The organism is Varibaculum sp. (assembly GCF_008661855.1).
Classification (GTDB): domain Bacteria; phylum Actinomycetota; class Actinomycetes; order Actinomycetales; family Actinomycetaceae; genus Varibaculum; species Varibaculum timonense_A.
This window is the reverse complement of the sequence record NZ_RPZY01000061.1, coordinates 1-19,615: the sequence shown is the minus strand read 5'-3', so window position 1 is coordinate 19,615 and position 19,615 is coordinate 1. Positions and strand designations below refer to the sequence as shown.

9 protein-coding genes are annotated in these 19,615 nt (G+C 50.6%); 7 read left to right on the top strand and 2 right to left on the bottom strand.

The features are described 5' to 3' along the window. Positions 1–15: 15 nt before the first annotated feature. Together QZT94_RS08680 and QZT94_RS08675 are read right to left on the bottom strand one after the other, a co-directional pair. The gene (locus QZT94_RS08680; protein ID WP_296762570.1) at positions 16–3,930 is read right to left on the bottom strand and encodes a right-handed parallel beta-helix repeat-containing protein; all 3,915 of its coding nucleotides are present in this window, start codon (positions 3,928–3,930) and stop codon (positions 16–18) included. Between the two features lie 86 nt (positions 3,931–4,016). Next, positions 4,017–4,145, bottom strand: coding sequence for a hypothetical protein (locus QZT94_RS08675; protein ID WP_296762572.1), 129 nt, complete (start codon positions 4,143–4,145; stop codon positions 4,017–4,019). 537 nt (positions 4,146–4,682) lie between these two features. On the opposite strand from QZT94_RS08675, the gene trpS reads away from it, so the two are divergent. The 7 genes from trpS (at position 4,683) to QZT94_RS08640 (ending at position 19,237) form a co-directional block, all read left to right on the top strand. After that, complete coding sequence (gene trpS, locus QZT94_RS08670; RefSeq protein ID WP_296762574.1) at positions 4,683–5,786, top strand: tryptophan--tRNA ligase; 1,104 nt, start codon at positions 4,683–4,685, stop codon at positions 5,784–5,786. A 4-nt stretch (positions 5,787–5,790) separates the two neighbouring features. Next, the gene (locus QZT94_RS08665) at positions 5,791–6,456 is read left to right on the top strand and encodes an ElyC/SanA/YdcF family protein (protein WP_296762577.1); all 666 of its coding nucleotides are present in this window, start codon (positions 5,791–5,793) and stop codon (positions 6,454–6,456) included. A gap of 144 nt (positions 6,457–6,600) precedes the next feature. Further along, on the top strand, positions 6,601–9,075 hold the full coding sequence (locus QZT94_RS08660) for a maltotransferase domain-containing protein (protein WP_296762579.1): 2,475 nt from the start codon (positions 6,601–6,603) through the stop codon (positions 9,073–9,075). Positions 9,076–9,164: 89 nt separating this feature from the next. Next, positions 9,165–11,024: a maltose alpha-D-glucosyltransferase gene (gene treS / locus QZT94_RS08655; protein ID WP_296762594.1), complete on the top strand. Its 1,860-nt coding sequence runs from the start codon at positions 9,165–9,167 to the stop codon at positions 11,022–11,024. Beyond that, positions 11,014–12,351, top strand: a complete 1,338-nt coding sequence (locus QZT94_RS08650) for a phosphotransferase (RefSeq protein ID WP_296762581.1) — start codon at positions 11,014–11,016, stop codon at positions 12,349–12,351. The genes treS and QZT94_RS08650 overlap by 11 nt, the downstream gene beginning before the upstream one ends. A 116-nt stretch (positions 12,352–12,467) precedes the next feature. After that, positions 12,468–17,573, top strand: a complete 5,106-nt coding sequence (locus tag QZT94_RS08645; protein ID WP_296762584.1) for a SpaA isopeptide-forming pilin-related protein — start codon at positions 12,468–12,470, stop codon at positions 17,571–17,573. Between the two features lie 407 nt (positions 17,574–17,980). Next, positions 17,981–19,237 (top strand): Glu/Leu/Phe/Val dehydrogenase, encoded by a 1,257-nt coding sequence (locus tag QZT94_RS08640; RefSeq protein WP_296773372.1) that lies wholly within the window; start codon positions 17,981–17,983, stop codon positions 19,235–19,237. The last annotated feature ends 378 nt before the right edge of the window (positions 19,238–19,615 follow it).

The window sequence follows — 19,615 nt, the reverse complement described above, 5'->3', positions numbered from 1 at the left end:
AGAACTAAATCAGAATTATTTACGCAGCTGAGAGCGTTTAGGCTTTCGGATTATTGCGCCCCCACTAACTAGGATGAAGGACGTAAGTGCAAGTAAAAATACATCTTGAGAACCAGTTTTTGTAAGCCCAGCTACTGTAGGTTTTGAGTTCTTACCGCTTTGTGCTTGCCTGGTGGTTCCCTTTTGGGAAGCTACTCCCTTGGGGGTAGCTTTGCCCCCGCTAGAAGTATCGGGGGTAGCCCCACCGGTTGTTGGCGGGTTGGTAGTGGGGGTATCACTCGGAGGAGTGTCTATAGGAGGAGTGTCCGGGGAGGCAATAGGGGCGAAGGTTGCGTTAAATATGACGTCCCTGTCTGTGACCGTATAGGAAAACTCGGGTTCGAAAGATACTGTCTTGTCTGCGAGACGCCAACCAGTGAAGCGATATCCTTCGGCGGGAGTTGCTTTCAAAGTAACAGTGTCACCTTTATACAGTTTTACGCCCTTGATAGTGTTCGGTTCTATAACCGCTGTCCCCATGTTTGCCTGCTCGTTTGGAACATTAACTTGCACGCTGCGTGAGGCTTCGCTGGTGGCAGGAGTGCTATTCGCGTGAGTATCCGTGTTTAACATTGTCCAGCGGTAAACCGAATGAGTTATCCCATCTTCTGCGATAACGTCAGCTTTTAAGATATTTGTTCCGGGAGCTAATTGAATAGATTCAAATGTTCCATCTGCGCCTGGTTTTAGTTCTTTATTATTCAATTGGAGCCGCATATTTGCTTTCGGACTGGTTTTGAAAGCAACCTTAATCAGGGAATGAGCGCCATCAGTAGTAGCGGCGTAATTGAATACATTGGGAATCGTGGTTATTTCGCCATCTAATAGCCCAGTCACTGAACCGGTAATCCGTGCTTGACTGTTTTTCGCGGTTGGAATCTTTCCGCTGGGCGTTATGTCCTGGACAGTTTTCTTCGTTCCTAGTTTTATCTTTTTACCGTTCAGGGTGATATCCGTATAGGAAACCGGGGTATTATTCCCATCGGGGTCAGAACTACTAGCGGAAGCAAAAGCTAGTTTTATGTCTTTACCTAGGAAACTAGCATCTGCTTGCCCGATTTTGTTCCAACTCTTTCCGTTATCAGCACTGAAATAGGTGGTAACAGTATTTCCCTGTTTTGAAAACTTCAGGAGGACGGATTCGGCGTTTTCACCGGCTCGTACCGTCTCATTTCCGCCGTACCAAGTTTCCTGTGCTTTTGCGGAGCTTTCTCTAACCTGGGCAATCTTTCGGATATTACCATTGCGGTGTTTTCTTTGAATAGCAAGGTAATTGTTTTGATCCTTGTACAGGTAAACTCCGGTATCTGACCACGAAGAACTGGTTAGCCCCTGTTGCCTGACGGTAATTTCAAAATCACTGGAGCTTTCAGGGGCTATCACCTGACCGACTAAAATGTTTTTTCCTTGCTGTTCTTGGTATAGACCTCCAGATGAATAGGTCGAGGTGAAGCCAAATTCCTTAGGTTTTATTTGGTGAGCCGAATCTTCTGTTTCTATGCTCCACTTATCAGTAAAGCTGTAGATTTCCTGTGGCACACCGGCTGTGGTCGAAACTTGCAGCGTTAAGGGATTAGAGGTGCGTTTAACCGCCTTATCTCCAGTTCCTACAACTTCTGTCATGGTGAGCGTGGCGCTGCCTTCACTTAGCGCATAAACTATGCCCTCAGAATCTACTTTTATTACGTTCGGATTCGAGGAAACAAAGTAGCGAGTAACGGTCGGTGAGGTCGAGGGGTTAGTTACAACTGCCCCATTAGTCTTGGCTAAATCATTACTGATGTTGATATTAGCGGAATCCATCTGGGAAACATCTACGGAAGTGTCTAAACCTTGCCCATATTTGTTATTGGCAATAGTAACGGTTTTGTTTCCTTGCAGGCGATATAAAGAGGTATTTGTCATTGGGCTGCCGGAAGTAAGCAGTCGCATACTGCCTCCCACCGGCACTATCTTCTGTTCTGATGTTAAAGTCAAGAGTCCGGGGTCTTGCAGCCAGATTGTGTTATCCGTGAAACTGAGGTCTTTTGTGCTTTTAGCATCTAGAACTCGCTGCGCATCTCGCCCATTGCCCGCAGGATTCTGCGCGCCTGCTCTCAGAATATAGAACTTGTTTCCGGTAATAGTCACATTTGAATGAACAGTATTTGTTTCACTGACAGTCGGGTTAGTCGGTTGTATAAATATCGCCTGGGAACTGCCATTCAAAAAAGTATTATTCTTAATCGTTAGGTTTCTGACTGGACCGGATTCGTACCAGCCTTGAGCATCGTTAGAAATATATATTCCTGCCATTCCGATTCCGTCAAAGGTGTTATTCTCTATAACCACTTTTTTACGGGTGGTTACCAAAATCCCTCTCGTGGGGGTGGCGGTGAAAACATTGTTCGATATTTCCACTTCGGGAGTGTAGGTAATATTTTCTACTACGTGGGTGCCGTTCACCCCAATTTGGGCAGGAATGTCTTTATCAAAGGTCAAAATAATATCGGTGAGATTTCCAGAGCCTTCACCCTGGATTCCTCCCCTACCGTCTGGACCATCCACTGCGGTCACGGTTCGCACAGAATCTGGAACAGTAATCATATTCCCCTTAGTAGAGAACTCAACTTGATCCCCGATGAAGTAATTGGGGAAACCGGCTGTTTCATGATGTTTGAAACGTACCCTGATTTTATTTGCGGCTATTTTTTCGACTACTTCATTAAATGTGCCATGAACATTAATGGGATCGTCATGAGGGTTAGAAAAATAGGAATTAATTATCTGTATTTTACCTTTTGTTCCTGACATTTGGATAAAGTCAGCAAATCCAGAGGTAGAACGCCCGGTTTCCGCAGGAGCCTCAAACCGAACATTATCAATAGTTATATTTTCACTATGTTGCCCCACAATCCCAAAGCCGTGTAAGAAACCTATCTGAGTCTTTTCAATAGCGACATCTTTAGATTTCCAAATAAACATTCCGGGATGGTCTCGGTCTAACAGCCGCATCTGAAAATACATTCCCTTTTTCAACAACTTGTTAAGCGGGCTAGAATAGGTAACTTTTAGATGACTGGCATTATCGGTTTTTATTTCTTTAATAGAGGTTACATTAGCAAAGATTGTGCTATTCGGGTTGCCAGCTCTCCAAGTTTGCTGTTTGGAAGCATCATATGCCTGCATATAGCTAAATTCTGATTGCTTTGTGGTCCAGTATCGTTGGTTACTATAAGGACTGCTATCGGAATACCACGTTATATCATTACCATTCAAAGAATAGTTGTATTGTTTTGGAACTAGAAAAGTAGCTGTCTTGGTGTCACTATCAACTTTTTCTACCGCAATATCTATAACGGTTGGGGTCGCAAAATCGGTAGCTACATTTTGTATTTTTATTTTTTTGGAATTAATGGCTGCGAATTCAGTCATTTTTCCGTGGTACATAAAAAGTGAACCGCTACCATCTATGGTCACGTCATCTAAATCCTCAATTAGGATTCCAATTCGTTTCTTTTTGAATCTTTCACTTGCACCCACCGTGTTGGAAACATACAGGGTGCACTCTGGGGCTTTATCGGGGTAAAAATCGTATCTTCCCGTAGGAAAACGTAAAACTATTGATTTATCCGGGTGCGCTTTTCGCAGCTCTTTCAGCTTTTCTATCGCTTTTTCTACCGCAGGGGCAGAATCTGTTTTACCACTGGGGTCAGCACCGAAAGCAGTAGCATTTACCGTTATTGATTCCTTTTCCTTAGCTAGCGCAGTGGTAGGAGCGGTCAAGGCAAGAGCCGTAATAACTAGACTCAAGATGCCGATAACCGAAATAATTTTATTTAAAGTCTTTGGTTTTTCGGGGGGACACAGGTGACTAGCAGGGTTTAACCTAGCGAAAACGGTATGCAACATCGGATATCTTTCTGTGGCATCATTGCCTACTGGCTTATATAGCGAAAAGCTTGCTGTTTAGTCACTATATATTTGCCTCGTCCTCCCTAGCAAGCAGGAGCAGATTTCATGGTGGCGGTGATTTCCGCTAGCGCTTCCCTGGCTACCTGGCTAAGCATCTTGTATATCCCCCCGCCCCCACCTAACCCCGAGCTGAAGTTCACCACCAGCAACATGAACCTACTCAACTAGCATTTTTGTCTAACAAATTTTTCTTGGCAGATTCCCGAGAGGATTAACGCGCAGCTGTAGCTTAAGAAATCTAAATCGCGGGGGAGAGATTTTTCCTCCCGCCCAAGAAATTTGGAAAACGTAGCGGCGTTTTCCAAATTCTTATGCCCACCACACCCACTCGGATAAAACCTCGACTCCGCGCGACACCCCTACACAGCCGGTTAGAGAAACCCGGAGTGCTTTTACCGAGCCAGCCCCGACACAGGAGACAACCAATCCCCCGCACCCACAACTTCCAGGCATATAACCAGGCAACCACGCCCACCGGAGCAACATTTCCACCCTACTGATTCCAGGCATACGCGCCGTTTTCATCCTCCCGAGACAAAACCCCCCTCCCAATACCGGCAAAACGCCCCAATAACGACCACAATTCCCACCTCGGGAGGGCGCAACCGCACCCGGAGGGCGAAAACGTCACCAAAGAGGCGCAGAGCCTAGGTTTTTCTGGAATATCTCCTCCCACGTAGACTGGGGCTATGAGTGATAGTGGCGAAAAACTAGAAAATTCTACCGACGCAGCCTCTCTGCAACGAGCGGAGCGGGTATCTCAAGAGATTGAGGCAGCAATAGATAAAGACCCCAGCAAGTTCCGGGTACTCACCGGCGATCGCCCGACCGGTGCCCTACATTTAGGGCATTATTTCGGAACAATTAAAAACCGGGTGACGATTCAGCGGCGCGGGGTGGAAACCTGGATTCTAATTGCCGACTATCAGGTAATCACTGATAGGGAGGGAACCGGTCCGATTCGAGAGCGCGTCCTGAATATGCTCGCTGACTATATTGCTTGTGGACTTGACCCCGAAAAGACCACTATTTTTACCCATTCAGCAGTGCCAGCTCAAAACCAGTTAATGCTGCCTTTCCTGTCTTTAGTGACCGAGGCGGAGCTGCACCGTAACCCTACAGTGAAATCGGAACTATTGGCTTCCGAGCGCCCCATGTCGGCACTGCTGCTCACTTATCCGGTGCATCAGGCAGCCGATATTTTGTTCTGTAAAGCAAATCTGGTTCCAGTAGGTAAAGACCAACTCCCCCACTTGGAGCAGGCACGACTAATTTCGGATCGTTTTGAGCGGGTATTTAGACGTAAATCTTCCCTGAAACATCGGGTGTTTCCTCGCCCTGAGGGGCTTCTTTCCGGAGATGGCGCCCTGATTTTAGGCTTGGATGGCGAAAAAATGTCGAAGTCGCGTGGCAACGCAGTTGAGCTGGGAATGACCAGTGACGAGACCGCGAAACTAATCAAACGCGCGAAGACTGATGCACAGCGTCATATTACTTACGACCCGGATAATCGCCCTGAAGTGTCTAATCTTTTGCGCCTTGCCGGTCTTGCCAGTGGGCAAGATCCTCGCGTTATTGCTGAAGAAATCGGGGATCAGGGGGCTGGGAAACTGAAACAGGTACTCACGGAGTCTTTAGATGCCGCTTTATCTCCGATTAGGTCGCGAAGGGCAGAGCTGCTAGCTGACCCCGGTTATTTATGGGATATTTTACATCGCGGTAATCAGCGCGCTAACGAGGTCGCAAACGAGACTTTGGGCGAGGTACGTCAAGCAATGAACATGGTTTACTAGCCCTATGAAACCACTGCGAACACTGATAAAACTCCTAATCACCCTGGTGGTGATGGTCGTTATTTGCCTGGCTGGAACTAATTTATATGTTTTGCATCGAACTAAGGGGCAGATTATTTCCCTTTCCGAGGCAAAAGATAAGGGCGCGCAGGTGATTGTGGTTTTGGGTGCGGGTACTTATCCGGATGGGTCACCTTCCCCGATTCTGGCTCAGCGGTTGCAAACCGCTGTGAACCTGTATCGGGAGGGAGCTGCTAAAAAGATTCTGATTAGTGGCGACCATGGACAAGTGCACTATGACGAGATTAAATCCATGCGGAACTGGCTGCGGCAGCACCAGGTAAAAGCCGAGGATATTTACGCCGATCATGCCGGTTTTTCAACCTATGAGTCTGCTTATCGGGCGGACGCTATTTTTTCAGTGCGCACCGCGATAGTGGTTACTCAGCCCTATCATCTTCCACGCGCCCTCTATGATTTCCAAAGCCGCGGTATCGAGGCTTGGGGAGTCGGAGCTGCCGGGAATAGCTATCCGGGACAGACGGGGCGAACTATTCGCGAGTGGGCGGCACGAACCAAAGATGTTATTTGGGTAACTACCAAACGGAAACCAACTTATCTTGGTCCTAAAATTTCTTTGGAGGGACCGGCTTCCGCTACTGACGGCTGAGAACGACCGATTTTAGCGATTTTTCTACCTGGTTTCGTGCGGGAAAGGCTGATTTTTCCGTTATTTACCGGGATTGAAAGGGCGCGCGAGACAGTTGCACTTGTTAGGCTGGAATATGCAGAGTCCGTCAAATAAGGAGACAGCATGGCAAGCGACACCTCCAGTTCGCCCACAACCCGCTCAACAACGAAACTAGCTGGTAAAAAGGGTGATTCTCCGGCTAGTAGCGAACGTGGTATCGCTACCTCCGAACCGGTTGCCGCCGCTAAAGTGACCGCGGCAAAGAAGACTACCGCCCCGAGCGCCTCCTCAACTAGCGATACAGTTACGCCCCCAAAGACTACCGCTACCAAAGCTAAGAGCAGCAAAACTGCCAGCACGAAAACAGTTAAACCTAAGTCCACCGGGGTGAAGCGAAGCGTCCGTCAAGCCAAGACCGCTAAAACCGCAAGCGTAAAGAAAGCTACCGCGACCTCTACGGTTAAGAAAACAACTGGGGAAAAGAAAGCTGCTAGTAACGCTACTACCACCACCCGCAAGCGCGCTAGTAGAGCGAAATCTGCGCCCTCGTCCTTAGAACCGCGAAACTTATTCCCTGCCTCTGCCCGCCTAGCTAGGATTCCGGTTACCGAAGTGGAACCGGTTATCGAAGATGGGCTGTGGCCAGCTAAAGCGGTAGAAGGCGAGTCTTTTCCGGTACGTGCCACCGTCTTTCGGGAAGGGCATGACGCTTTAGGGGCGGAAGCCGTATTGTTTAACCCCGAGGGGACGGAAACCATGCGGGTACGAATGTATGATGTTGCCCCCGGTTTGGATCGTTTAGAGGCATGGCTAAAACCAACCACTCCCGGCGACTGGAGTTTCCGCATAGACACCTGGTCAGATCCTTATCAAACCTGGAGTAAAGAAGCCTCAATCAAAATTCAGGCAGGTATTGATGTTGAACTAGAGTTCGAGCAGGGGGCATTGCTTCTTGAACGGGCTGCCCGTGGGCAGGCACTTAACAATCCCGCCCAACTACCTCCTGACAGTGAGCGCGTTACCCGGCTGCATGAGGCCGCTAAAGCAATGCGGGATAAAACCCGCCCGATTCAAGAGCGCCTATCGGTGGGGCTTCATTCTTCAATCCGCGGCATTTTCCGCACCCACCCTTTGCGTGACCTGCTAGAATCTTCGCGCACCTATCCTTTGCGGGTTGATCGCGAACGCGCCCTATACGGTTCTTGGTACGAGATTTTTCCGCGTTCCATTGGCGCTTACCAAGATCAAGAGGGACAGTGGCATTCTGGTACCTTGCGTACTGCTACCTCAGATTTACCCCGGATTGCTTCCCTGGGGTTTGACGTGGTGTATCTAACTCCTGTGCATCCGATTGGTACTACTTTCCGCAAAGGACGCAATAACGCGTTAGAGGCTGCGCCCGGTGACCCTGGCTCTCCGTATGGTATCGGCAGCCCCCAGGGTGGTCATGACGCTATTCATCCTGAGCTTGGCACTTTTGATGATTTTGATTATTTTGTGAAGAAAGCTAAAGGACTGGGGCTGGAAGTAGCACTGGATTTGGCGTTGCAGTGTTCTCCCGACCATCCTTGGGTAAAAGAACACCCCCAGTGGTTCAAGCATCGTCCCGATGGCACGATTGCCTATGCCGAGAATCCCCCAAAGAAGTATCAGGATATTTACCCCCTGAGTTTCGACACTGATTATCGCGGACTATATAACGCTGTCCGTGATGTAATCGAAAAATGGATTGCCCATGGGGTAACGATTTTCCGGGTTGATAATCCGCATACAAAACCGGTGCAGTTCTGGCAAGAGATATTAGCGGAGTTCCGCGAAAAACACCCCGAAGTGTTGTTCCTTGCGGAAGCATTTACCCGTCCCGCCATGATGCGCACCTTAGCTCAGGTTGGTTTCCATCAGTCCTACACCTATTTTGCGTGGCGTAATAATCGCGAGGAGATTGAAAAATACTTACAAGAGGTGTCCTGGGAGTCTTGCTCGTATATGCGACCGTCATTCTGGCCAACCACCCATGATATTCTCACGCAAGTTATGGTTGAGGGCGGAAAACCGGCTTTCAAAATGCGAGCAGTTTTAGCAGCTACCGGTTCTCCCAATTGGGGGATTTACTCTGGGTATGAACTGATAGAAAATGTACAGCGACCAGGTTTTGAAGAGCAGATTAATAACGAAAAATACCAGTTCAAACCGCGTGATTATTCCGGTCAAACCGCTCAAGAAATCCAATCCCTCTTAACCTGCCTAAATGGTATCCGCAGGCGGCATCCGGCTTTACAAAGGCTACGAAACCTGAGTATTCATCCCACTACTCACCCCAGTGTGGTTTGCTTTTCTCGTCATCTAGATGCTTGGGAGTCGCCGACTGGAAGCGCAGATACCGTGATTGTGCTGGTTAATCTAGATCCGAAGAATACCGCTATTGGTTCTGTCTACCTGGATTTAGCGGATTTGAAGATTAGCGGATACTCGTCCTCATCGTGTTTCAAAGTTCGCGACGAACTGGATGGACAGGTCTATCAGTGGGGAGCCAGCAACTATTTTGAGCTTAATCCCTATGAGCGCGTAGCCCACGTGTTCGCGGTGGAATCCGACTAAACGGGTATTGGCACAGTTCTTGGAAATAGTTAAAGGAGTCTTGCTTGAGCGAAAGCATATCTAAAGAAACCGAGCCGCGGGGAAACCTGTTGTTTCCCCGCCCTTGTTCCCGTCCGGTTTCTTCTCCCTCTGAGTCTCCCAACTGGTATCGCAGCGCCGTTTTTTACGAGGTGTTAATCCAGGCTTTTTCTGATTCTAACGGGGACGGTATCGGGGATTTCCAGGGGTTGATTTCGCGTCTTGATTATCTGGCTTGGCTGGGGGTGGATTGCCTATGGCTTCCCCCTTTCTATCCTTCGCCTATGCGCGATGGAGGCTACGATATTAGTGCCTATACGGACGTAAACCCGGCTTTTGGTTCGATGGAAGATTTCACCGCCCTGGTGGAGGCCGCCCACGAGCGCGGAATTAGGGTATTGGTCGATATCGTAGTCAATCACACCTCTGACCAGCACCCTTGGTTTGAGGCTTCCCGCAAGAATCCAGAGGGTGAATACGGGGATTTTTACGTTTGGCGCGACAGCGATACCGATTATCAGGACGCGCGTATCATTTTTATCGACACCGAAACCTCAAACTGGACCTATGACGAGGTACGCGGGCAATACTATTGGCATCGTTTCTTTTCGCACCAACCGGATTTGAACTTTGAGAATCCGGCGGTGCAAGCGGCAGTAATGAATGTGGTGCGTTACTGGTGTCGCACCGGGGTGGATGGTTTCCGTCTGGACGCGATCCCCTACCTATTTGAAGAAAACGGCACCAACTGCGAAAACCTCCCGAAAACTCACTGGTTTGTGAGCGAACTTCGAAAAATGGTGGACGCGGAGTTTCCAGGAACTTTGATGGTGGCGGAAGCCAATCAACCTCCCCTTGATGTGATTGACTATTTCGGGACTGAGAACGACCCGGAGTGTCATATTTGTTTCCACTTCCCCCTGATGCCCAGGCTATTTGCGGCTTTGCAAACCGGTTCCTCTAAGGGGCTTCGTCAAATATTGGCGGAGCTTCCCGAGTTACCTGCTGGCGCACAATGGGGTACTTTCCTGCGTAATCACGATGAACTAACTCTAGAGATGGTTACTGACGAGGAACGCGAAGATATGTATTCCTGGTATGCCCCGGAATCACGTATGCGCGCTAATGTGGGGATTCGTCGCCGCCTCGCACCCTTACTGGGGGGTTCACGGCGCAAAGTAGAACTGGCGCACGCCCTCTTGTTGTCTATGCCTGGTTCTCCGTTTTTATATTACGGGGACGAAATCGGCATGGGTGATAACATTTGGCTCCCTGACCGTTTCGGGGTACGCACCCCGATGCAATGGGATACTTCTTCTACCGCCGGTTTTTCTACCGCGGATCCGGATTCTTTCTTGGTTCCTTTGATTGACTCCCCTGGTTGGGATAACCGCACCATTAACGTGCAAGAATCTTTGGGGCGTCCTACTTCCTTATTGCATTGGCTGCGGCAAGCGCTTCATTTACGACGTCGCCTCACCTGTTTTGGTCAAGGTTCGCTTTCGCAGGTTAGAGCCGACCAGGATTCGGTGTTGGCTTTTATCCGCCGGGATAAAAATTCTACCGTCCTTTGTATTTACAATCTGGGCGAGGGCGCGCTGGCAGCGAAATTATTCTTGCCGGGCATGGCTTCTTGGGGTTTGCGTGAGGCTTTCGACGGGGGTTGGTTCCCCACGGTGGGCGCAGATGAAACCGTAACCGTAACTATGAATCGCCACGGTTTTTATTGGTTGGAGCTTTTTGCTCCTGACCAGGTTGAAGATAATAAAGAACTCAGCCTCGAAGTGGCTACAGTCAGCACTTCCCTACCGGTGATTGTGGACACTACCAGCACCATTAATGATTTAGACAGCACGGGTTCTTCCGGCTCTCAGCTTTCCTATCCGGCGTTAGATTTCTCGTTATTGAAGGAGGACGATAATGAGCGCTGATGTAACTAACTTCCGGCTACCTTGGCCAGACCGGGACGCCATTATTGATGCCATTTGGGATTATTTGAGTTTGCGGCGTTGGTTTCCTGCTGGTCTTAAACGCTCCCAAGTGCGGGTTTTAGATTATCGCGAGCTTGATGATTCGCGTTTCAGGCTACTTATTCTTGAAGCCCAGAATGTGTGGTATCACCTGCCTTTAGCGCTGGTTTCCAATTGGGAGGGTTCCGGTATTGCCGGACGAACAATCTGCCCGCAAGACACTCCTTACTACCTGGTAGATGCCCCTTACTACCCTGAATATGTGAAATATTGGCTGAGTTTAGCTCACCAATCCGGGACGCTTCCGCTACTGCCCGAGCCGGAAGACTTTATTCCTCGTCTGTTGGAAGCCAGCGAAACCAGTACGGTTCTTACCGGGGAACAGTCCAATACTTCCGTCCTCATCCGGGGGAAATATCCTGCAATTATCAAGTTTTTCCGAGTGCTAGTTTCGGGGCTAAATCCCGAGGTCAGCACCCCTAACGCCTTAGCCCAGACCGGATGGGAGGGTATTCCCAAGCCTATTGGTTATTCGTTACTAAACCTCTGGAATCAAGATGGTAAGCCCCAAGAGGTGACTACCGCCTGCGCAGCTACCCTCCTTGACGAGGCGAAAGATGGTTTCAAACTGGTGTGCTCCCTGGCACGCAGTGGCGAGAATCCCGAAACCCTTGCCCGCGAGCTTGGAGAATTCACAGCGGATATGCACCGCCATCTATTAGCGGCTTTTGGAGCTGGTGAGAATCCATCCTCGGGAACTATGCTTGCCAGCCGTTTACGTTACCAGTACGAGCAGGCTAAAGCGTCTTATCCTGCTCTTTCTAGCCACCCTCAGATTGGCAACGAAATCGAGCATTTAGCGCAGGCTCTGACCGCACTGGGAGCGCTGCCTCCCACTCAACGAGTTCACGGCGACTATCACCTGGGGCAATGCCTCTATAGCGGTGGGCGCTGGTATGTAACCGATTTTGAGGGCGAGCCTCTGCGTCCTCTAGAGGAGCGAACTGCCCCTGACCAGGTAGAGCGGGATATTGCGGGAATGTTGCGATCGTTTGACTATGCCCGGGTAGAGGGCGGTCAAAACGGCGATTGGCTGAACCGCGCTCGTCTAGCATTCCTGGAGGGATATTTCGCAGATCAGCAACTGCCTGCCCCGGCCTTGGCGGTGCTTAGAGCGTTTGAAGTGGAAAAAGCGCTTTACGAATTACGCTACGAGGCGGCGCAACGCCCTGACTGGGTACATATCCCCTTAGAGGCGCTAATGCTACTTCTGCCACAATCAAGTTAAGCTGCAAGAACAGTCGTTTTTACAGAGTAAACACACTAGCGCACCAACCCCTAAATCTGGTAGAGTTGTTACAGAATTGTAATCTTTTTAACTTTTGAAAATCAGCAGGAGTTTCGATGCGCAATCCCATAGCAAAGCGCCCCACAGCGCTAGTGCTCGTCCTATCCCTGGTCGGATATATGATTGCCCTACTCGGGCCGGCTCTAGCGGTAGGTATCGCCAATGCCGCTAACGGGCAGGTAATCAAGAACTGGAACGAACTAGGTACCCAGGTCAGCAAGGATATTGATTTAAGCGATGCCAACTTACCAGCCGACGCTAACGGTCGCAGCATTAGCGTTGCTGGCAATGTCACCATCACCGGCTCAGCTAACAAGACTTTCAAAGGTTTAACTTTTGTGGTGAGCGAGGGTCACTCCCTGACTGTAAACAACTTGCAGATTGACAATACCGCTTACCCTGATAAAGCTATCGTGGTTGCCGGGGATAAGAACCCGCAAAACCGGCTCACTTTCAAGGGCGACAATACCTTTACTCGCAGCAAGGCCTCCTCTGAAAATGCTACTAAGGACAACCCCTCACCTCTGCCGTTAGTGCAGGTTAAAGCCGATACCCAGCTGACTATTGGCAGTGAAGATTCTTCCGTATTGAATCTTTCCAACCCCACTTCCCCACTTTCGCAAGCTGCCCTCATCGGTACTCAGCATTTCTCGACTTTCGGCACTATCAATATCGCTGGTGGTACGTTGAATTTGCAGGCTTCCTCGCAAAGCGCAGCCATGATTGGTTCCGGTGGCGCTTTCTACGAGGTTAAATCGGGAACTAACCCCTCGTGGCTCAACAACTATGACGAAACCCCCTGGAGCGCTGGGGGAACTATTAACATCACTGGTGGCACTATTAACCTAGACAAGACTGGCGACGGCTCCTATGGTGGCGCATTTATCGGTGCTGGTCGCGGCGCAGTTAAAATGCCTACCTCTGCCGATATTTCTTGGGCAAAAACCGGAGCTGCGGTAGCTATTAACGTCAGTGGCGGGCAGATTAACGCCCACGGAAATCACACTGCTTTAGGTGCGGGCAGTTTCACCACCCCCATGAAGGGCAAAGATGGCGCTGCGCAGGGTGTTTACACCCAGGCATATGCAAAGGTAAACATTAGTGGTGGCTTGGTACAGGTGACTCCTAGCGCTTCCGACACCGGTAACAGCGCTATGAATATCGGTTGCCGCGGCGTGGGTAACTGGAACGAAAACTTTGCTGACTTTGGATGGCCGCTCACTCCCGGCTGCGAAGTAGCAATCAGCGGCGGAAAAGTGAGCGTAGGGACTGCCGACTCCACCCTCGCGGCCACTGGTGACATTGCCGCTATTGGCTCTGGTCCTGACAGCGCCAGCGTAAACGTGAAAATTTCCGGCAATGCGCAAGTTGCTGCCTATTCCAATGGGCGAGGAGCAGCTATCGGCGGAGGCTTCGCTTCCGGAGCTTCCACCGTTTCTATTTCCGATAACGCCGAAGTAAAAGCGCTCGGGGTGGTGCGCGAATCCCCAGCTATCGGAGCGGGCGGGCTTCCCCCAGCAGAGCAGTTCGAGGGGAACTCTCGCCTAGACGAGGACACCGCGCGTGGACAATCTCAAAATCAGGTTCGCATCTTTGGCAATGCCCAGGTGACCGCGGAAACTGATACCGATTCTTTAGAGGACGATGAAGCACCAAATGGTGCAATCGGAGCAGCCACTAACCGTTCTGGTCAGGTGAGCATTAGCGACCAAGCAAAGGTTACAGCCAAGGTATTTGGGCTTCGGCACGGGGCGGTGATTGGCAGCGCCGGTTACATCAAACCTTACGTAGCTGATCCCTTTAAGGTCACTATCTCTGGTTCCCCCACCGTGAAAGCCTATGTCCAGCCAGTTCGCCTACCTAAGAAGCAACAGTTAGGCTACGGTTTCGGTGCTGCAATTGGTTCTGGTTTACAAACCCAAGTACCAGCCCAAATCACTCTTTCCGGTAGTCCCAACCTGGATTTGATTGGCGGGCAAGCCAGCTCGGGCGTAGGGCTCGGCTTTAAGAGCAACGGCTCTGGTAACTCCGTTACCGCAAACTTGGACGCAGGGGCAAAAATCCAGGTCACTTCCCCGATTGGTTCTCCCCGCACTGACGGCAGCAGTAATCGCGGCAAGTTCGCCCTAGCCAATGGGGTTAATATGCCGCTTGATGCCGTTAAGGGCAAGGGGCAGGTATTAAACCTACGTTTTGCAGACGGCAGCGTTGATGGCAGCGGTTCGCCCTTAACTTTGGGACTCACCACGGCGGTCAGCAAGCTAGCTCAAAACCAACAGACCATACATTTCTCCCTGGTTACCCCCGAGGGCGAAACCGTGCTTTCCTCGGCTCTTACCAGCACCCTTTATAACGGATTGGCATTTTCGGTTCCCAAAACTGGCAACTACTATCTGCAATCTGGGGTGACTCCGCGGCTCTTCGCCTATCACGGGGATCAGCAAGCAGAGGGCGCGTTCACCTTCCCGGTCACCTCTCAGCTATACACTCAGGACGGATTGCTATGGGCGCAGGGTTACTCGTTAAAATACCAAGTAGCTGGCGAGGGCGGAAGCCTTCCGCAGGCTTACACCACCGAGCGTTATCTGCCCCCGAACTCCTCTTTAGGGGCGCTACCGGCAGTAACTTTGCCTACGATTTCCGGCAAGACCTGTTCGATTGACCATTGGGAGCTTAACGGAAGTCGAATAAGCGAGACTGACCTATCACAAGCGAAACTCACCGCTGATACTACCGTGACAGCGGTTACCAAATGCGAAGATACAGTCGCTCCTCCCCAGCCACAGCCGGAAAAAACTACTTTCAGCTGGCAGCTACAAGACGGTCAGGGTAAAGCCTTAAGCGGCGGACAGTTCACCCTGACTGAAAAGGGCGGGGCGGCAGTAAACGTACCAGATTCTACTTCCGGTACTTTCACCGTAAATGATCTTGATCCTGCCAAGACCTATGTACTTACCCAGACGCAGGCTCCTCAAGGATACGAGCTACCTGCCCAGACCTCCTATACGGTAACTTTCGAGAAAACTTCTCAGGGATACCAGGCAAAGGTAAATAATACGGCGGTGAGCGCTGCCGCATTTGTTATCACTAACGCCAAGACTCCACTTCCTCCCCAGCCGGTAGCTTTCAATTGGAAGCTACAAGACACAAAGCAGAACTTGCTACCAGGAGGCACTTTCAAGTTGGTTTGCGCAGGTAAATCGGTTGATATTCCTGCCACCGGTACTACCTCGGGAACTTACAGCGTTACCTTAGACCCGACTAAGGGCAGCTGTACCTTAACTCAGAGCAATGCTCCTAAAGGTTACAAGCTAGGTGAGACTACTTCCTATAGCATCACTTTTGTAGAAAAAGACCAGGCTAACGGAATTTGGGCTACAAAAGTGAACGGTAAAGAAGTAAGCACCCTAACTTTCACCAATAGTGAGCTACCCAAACCCCCGGTTACTACCTCTTTCACTTGGAAACTTACCGACACTGCCGGTAAGGAGCTTAATGGAGGTACTTTCAGATTGACTGGCGGAAAAGCTCCGCTCACGGTAACTTCTCAAGATGCGGCAGATCCGGGGGTATATATGGCCTCGAATCTTGATCCGACCAAGACCTACACTTTGTCACAGATTACCGCTCCTAACGGTTACTCGGCGGATAGCTCCAGCTACCAAGTCACTTTTGTTAAAAGCGGTGAAAGCTATAAGGCTCAAGTAGGTGGAAACGACCTACCCACTGCTGGTCTGGTAATAAAGAACACCAAGTTACCTACTAAAGCCCAAATTCGTTGGGAAGTGGTTTCTTCTGCCGATAAAGCGCAGTATGTTCCCGGCACTTCCTTTAGGGTTACTCCTTTCTTAGCGGACGGGAAAACCTTGGACGCGGCGAAGTCTTTTATCGTCACCGATTCCACTACCTCAGTTGGCACTGATTTGAATAAAGCAGTGGGACAATACCGGGTAGTAGTTCCCGATGGCTCCTTGAAATACCAGGTGCAACAGCTCACTACCAGCCCTGATTTCGGGCTTAAAACCCCGGCACAAACCGTGAGTTTCTCCGCTTCTTCCGATGGTAGCTACAGCCAGATTGTTGAAGGTAGCGGTCTAAAGTTTGAGAACACTCCAGTTATCAAGACCAAGGCTTTCACTTGGAAATTGGTGGATGGAGAATCGAATCCGTTATCGGGGGGAACTTTCTCCCTCACAAATGGGCAAGAGGTAGTGCCGGTCGCTGAAAATAAGGCAGATTCCTCTTTCCAAGCAACCTTGGATTTAGCTAAGACCTACACCTTAAAACAGACTGGCACACCTGCCGGATTTGTTAAAGACAACCGCGTCTACACCATTAGTTTTGAGGGTGGCAATCCTCAAGTTTCCGTTGGCGACACCGGGGTTGATTTAATGAACGGCATTTTGGTTATTAAGAACCAGAAGGTTCCAACACCCCCACCAACCACTGATCCAAAACCGGTCAGCGGGTTACTCACCTGGAAGGTGCTTGATTCTAAAGGTCAGGCAGTAGCCGGAACCTCTTTTCAGGTCACTCCCCTGGGCAAGGATGGTAAACCCGCCGGGGATGCCTTTACGGTCACGGATTTTGTCGGTGGCACTACCACCTTCGCGGTTCCCACTGACCCTACTGACCTAGATGCTGCTACCGGCGCCTATAAAGTTAAGGTTGACGACGTAACCTTGCAGTACCAGCTGAAACAGCTTACTACTGCCAAGGGTCTGCAAATAGCGAAGCCACAGGTTCTATCCTTTAGCCAGGGAGAAAACGGCGAGTGGGTACAAAACTCGACTGTTCCTTTCATGAACCAGGCTAAGCCAGCTGAAAAGCCCACTACTGACCCCACCAAGCCAACTGAGCCGACCTCTAAGCCCAGCGAACCCAGCGGAAAGCCCTCCGGACCGACCGCCGACCCCAGCACGAAGCCGAATCCGGCTGAAACTGGCGGGGCAACTGCGGCACCATCTGGTAATCAAAATGGCGGAGCTACCGAGGCTCCAAATGGGAAAGACAGAATGGGCAGTTCCTCCACATCTAGTTCCGCCCCCTCCTCCCTGCCGATAACCGGACCTAACGGCGCAACTTTGGCTTTAGTTTCGGTAATCTTCGCGATTATAGGTGCAGGGCTGCTTGCGGCTCGCAAACTGCGGGAAGAACGTTAGGGATTCCCATTTTCAACACCTCCTATTAGCTGCCTGGGTAGCAAGGTCATCACACTTGACTCCTTGTTTCCCAGGCAGCTTTGCTATTCGGTTGGTATTGCATTATCCCTGGTTGCCCTCGCTACGATTCGGTCGAGAGTCGCAAACACCTGGAATATGAGTTACAGACTTTCAAAATCGCCCCTGTAGTAGGCGGATATTGACTCCCCATTTTTTCATTCTTATTTATTACTCATATCACCTATTGCCTTGGACTTACGTCCTAGATAAAATGTGATTGCCGCCGCTTAACAGTGGAAGTGGCTGCGAGGGTACTGGGTATTACCCGCCCCCACCGCCCGCGGCAAAAAGCCGGTAATACCGTCTCCAGGCACACCATAAATAAAACCTAAAGGAGATAACTATTTATGTCCGAGGATTACAAACCGAATCCCTATGAGGACGCGAAGAATCAGCTGCGGGAAGCTCAGAAAATCCTGGGATTTTCCGAGGGCGACTACGAGATGCTCGCTTCGCCGCGCCGCGAAATGAGCGTTTCTATTCCGATTCGTCGCGACGACGGCACCCATCAAGTGCTGCACGGCTACCGGGTACAACACAACTTGACGCGCGGACCGGCCAAAGGCGGCATCCGTTACAACGAAAACGTCGATATTGACGAAGTTCGCGCCCTATCCATGTGGATGACCTGGAAATGCGCCCTAGTGAATCTGCCTTACGGCGGAGCTAAAGGCGGGGTGACTATTGACCCCAGCAAGTATTCGCAGGCAGAACTAGAGCGGGTAACTCGCCGCTACATTTCCGAGATTCTGCCGATTATCGGCCCGGAAAAGGATGTGCCCGCCCCGGACGTGGGAACTAACGAACAGACCATGGCCTGGATTATGGACACCTATTCGCAGTTCCAAGGCTACACCGTCCCCGGTATTTGTACTGGTAAACCCGTTTCTCTCGGCGGATCACTCGGACGCGCGGAAGCAACCTCCCTGGGCGTAGTAATCATGGTAGAAGCCGCTCTAAAGAAAAATGGCATCAAATTCGAGGACGCCTCCCTGGCCATCCAAGGCTTCGGTAAAGTAGGGCGCGGAGCTGCCGAAATCGCGCAGCGTCGCGGCGGCAAAGTAGTCGCCATCTCCGACATCTTCGGCGCCATCTACAACGCCGAGGGTATCGACACTAAAGCTCTCGGCGAATACGTGGACGAAAAAGGCAAAGTCGTAGGCTTCCCCGGTGCCGAACCCATGGATGCTGCCCAGCTGCTGCTACTCGATGTAGACGTAGTGATACCGGCCGCCATTGAAGGGGTGCTCACCAAGGAAAATGCTCCCGATGTGAAAGCCAAGATTATTGTCGAGGGCGCCAATGGCCCCACCGATTCCGCTGCCGACAAGATTTTGAACGAAAAGGGAGTAATGATTGTCCCCGATATTTTAGCGAACTCCGGTGGCGTAATCGTGTCCTACTACGAATGGGTACAAGGACGCGATAACTTCTTCTGGCCGCTAGAGCGGGTACAAAAGGAAGAAGAACAGCGTATTACCTCCGCCTGGAAAGATGTAGAGGCTTACGCCGAAGAAAAAGGCGTGACCTTGCGGGTCGCAGCTACCGTATTGGCGGTGGAACGCGTCTTGCAGGCACACAAACGGCGCGGTCTTTACCCGTGATTACTGCCGGCAAAATATCTACCCGTTACTGCCCCCCTTAGCTTTCCTAGCCGCCATTTGCCGCTCGGGATAGGGTTTCTCTTTGTCCCCTATCGGGAGGGCGCAACTGCACCGGGAGGGCGAAAACGTCACCAAAACGGGGTTAATACCCAAATAGGGGCGCGGTCGGTAAATATGCGTAAGTAATGACAGAAGGGCGGGGAAAAAATTTCGTTCAAGCAGACGCAGGTAGCAGTTTTATGCCGAGGAGCAGGATTTCGGAACATCATTGAGCGCGGCCGGTAAAAGATACGGGACTATTGGCAGAAGGGCGCGGGGAAAGTTTGATCCGCGTAGGCGCGGGGACTGGTGGGTACTCCGAGTAGGTGCGGTGGGCAT

Coding starts and splice junctions, on each gene's coding strand:
- QZT94_RS08650 (WP_296762581.1), top strand. CDS start 11,014: ATGAGCGCTGATGTAACTAACTTCCGGCTACCTTGGCCAGACCGGGAC.
- QZT94_RS08645 (WP_296762584.1), top strand. CDS start 12,468: ATGCGCAATCCCATAGCAAAGCGCCCCACAGCGCTAGTGCTCGTCCTA.
- QZT94_RS08675 (WP_296762572.1), bottom strand. CDS start 4,145: ATGTTGCTGGTGGTGAACTTCAGCTCGGGGTTAGGTGGGGGCGGGGGG.
- QZT94_RS08660 (WP_296762579.1), top strand. CDS start 6,601: ATGGCAAGCGACACCTCCAGTTCGCCCACAACCCGCTCAACAACGAAA.
- QZT94_RS08665 (WP_296762577.1), top strand. CDS start 5,791: ATGAAACCACTGCGAACACTGATAAAACTCCTAATCACCCTGGTGGTG.
- trpS (WP_296762574.1), top strand. CDS start 4,683: ATGAGTGATAGTGGCGAAAAACTAGAAAATTCTACCGACGCAGCCTCT.
- QZT94_RS08680 (WP_296762570.1), bottom strand. CDS start 3,930: ATGTTGCATACCGTTTTCGCTAGGTTAAACCCTGCTAGTCACCTGTGT.
- QZT94_RS08640 (WP_296773372.1), top strand. CDS start 17,981: ATGTCCGAGGATTACAAACCGAATCCCTATGAGGACGCGAAGAATCAG.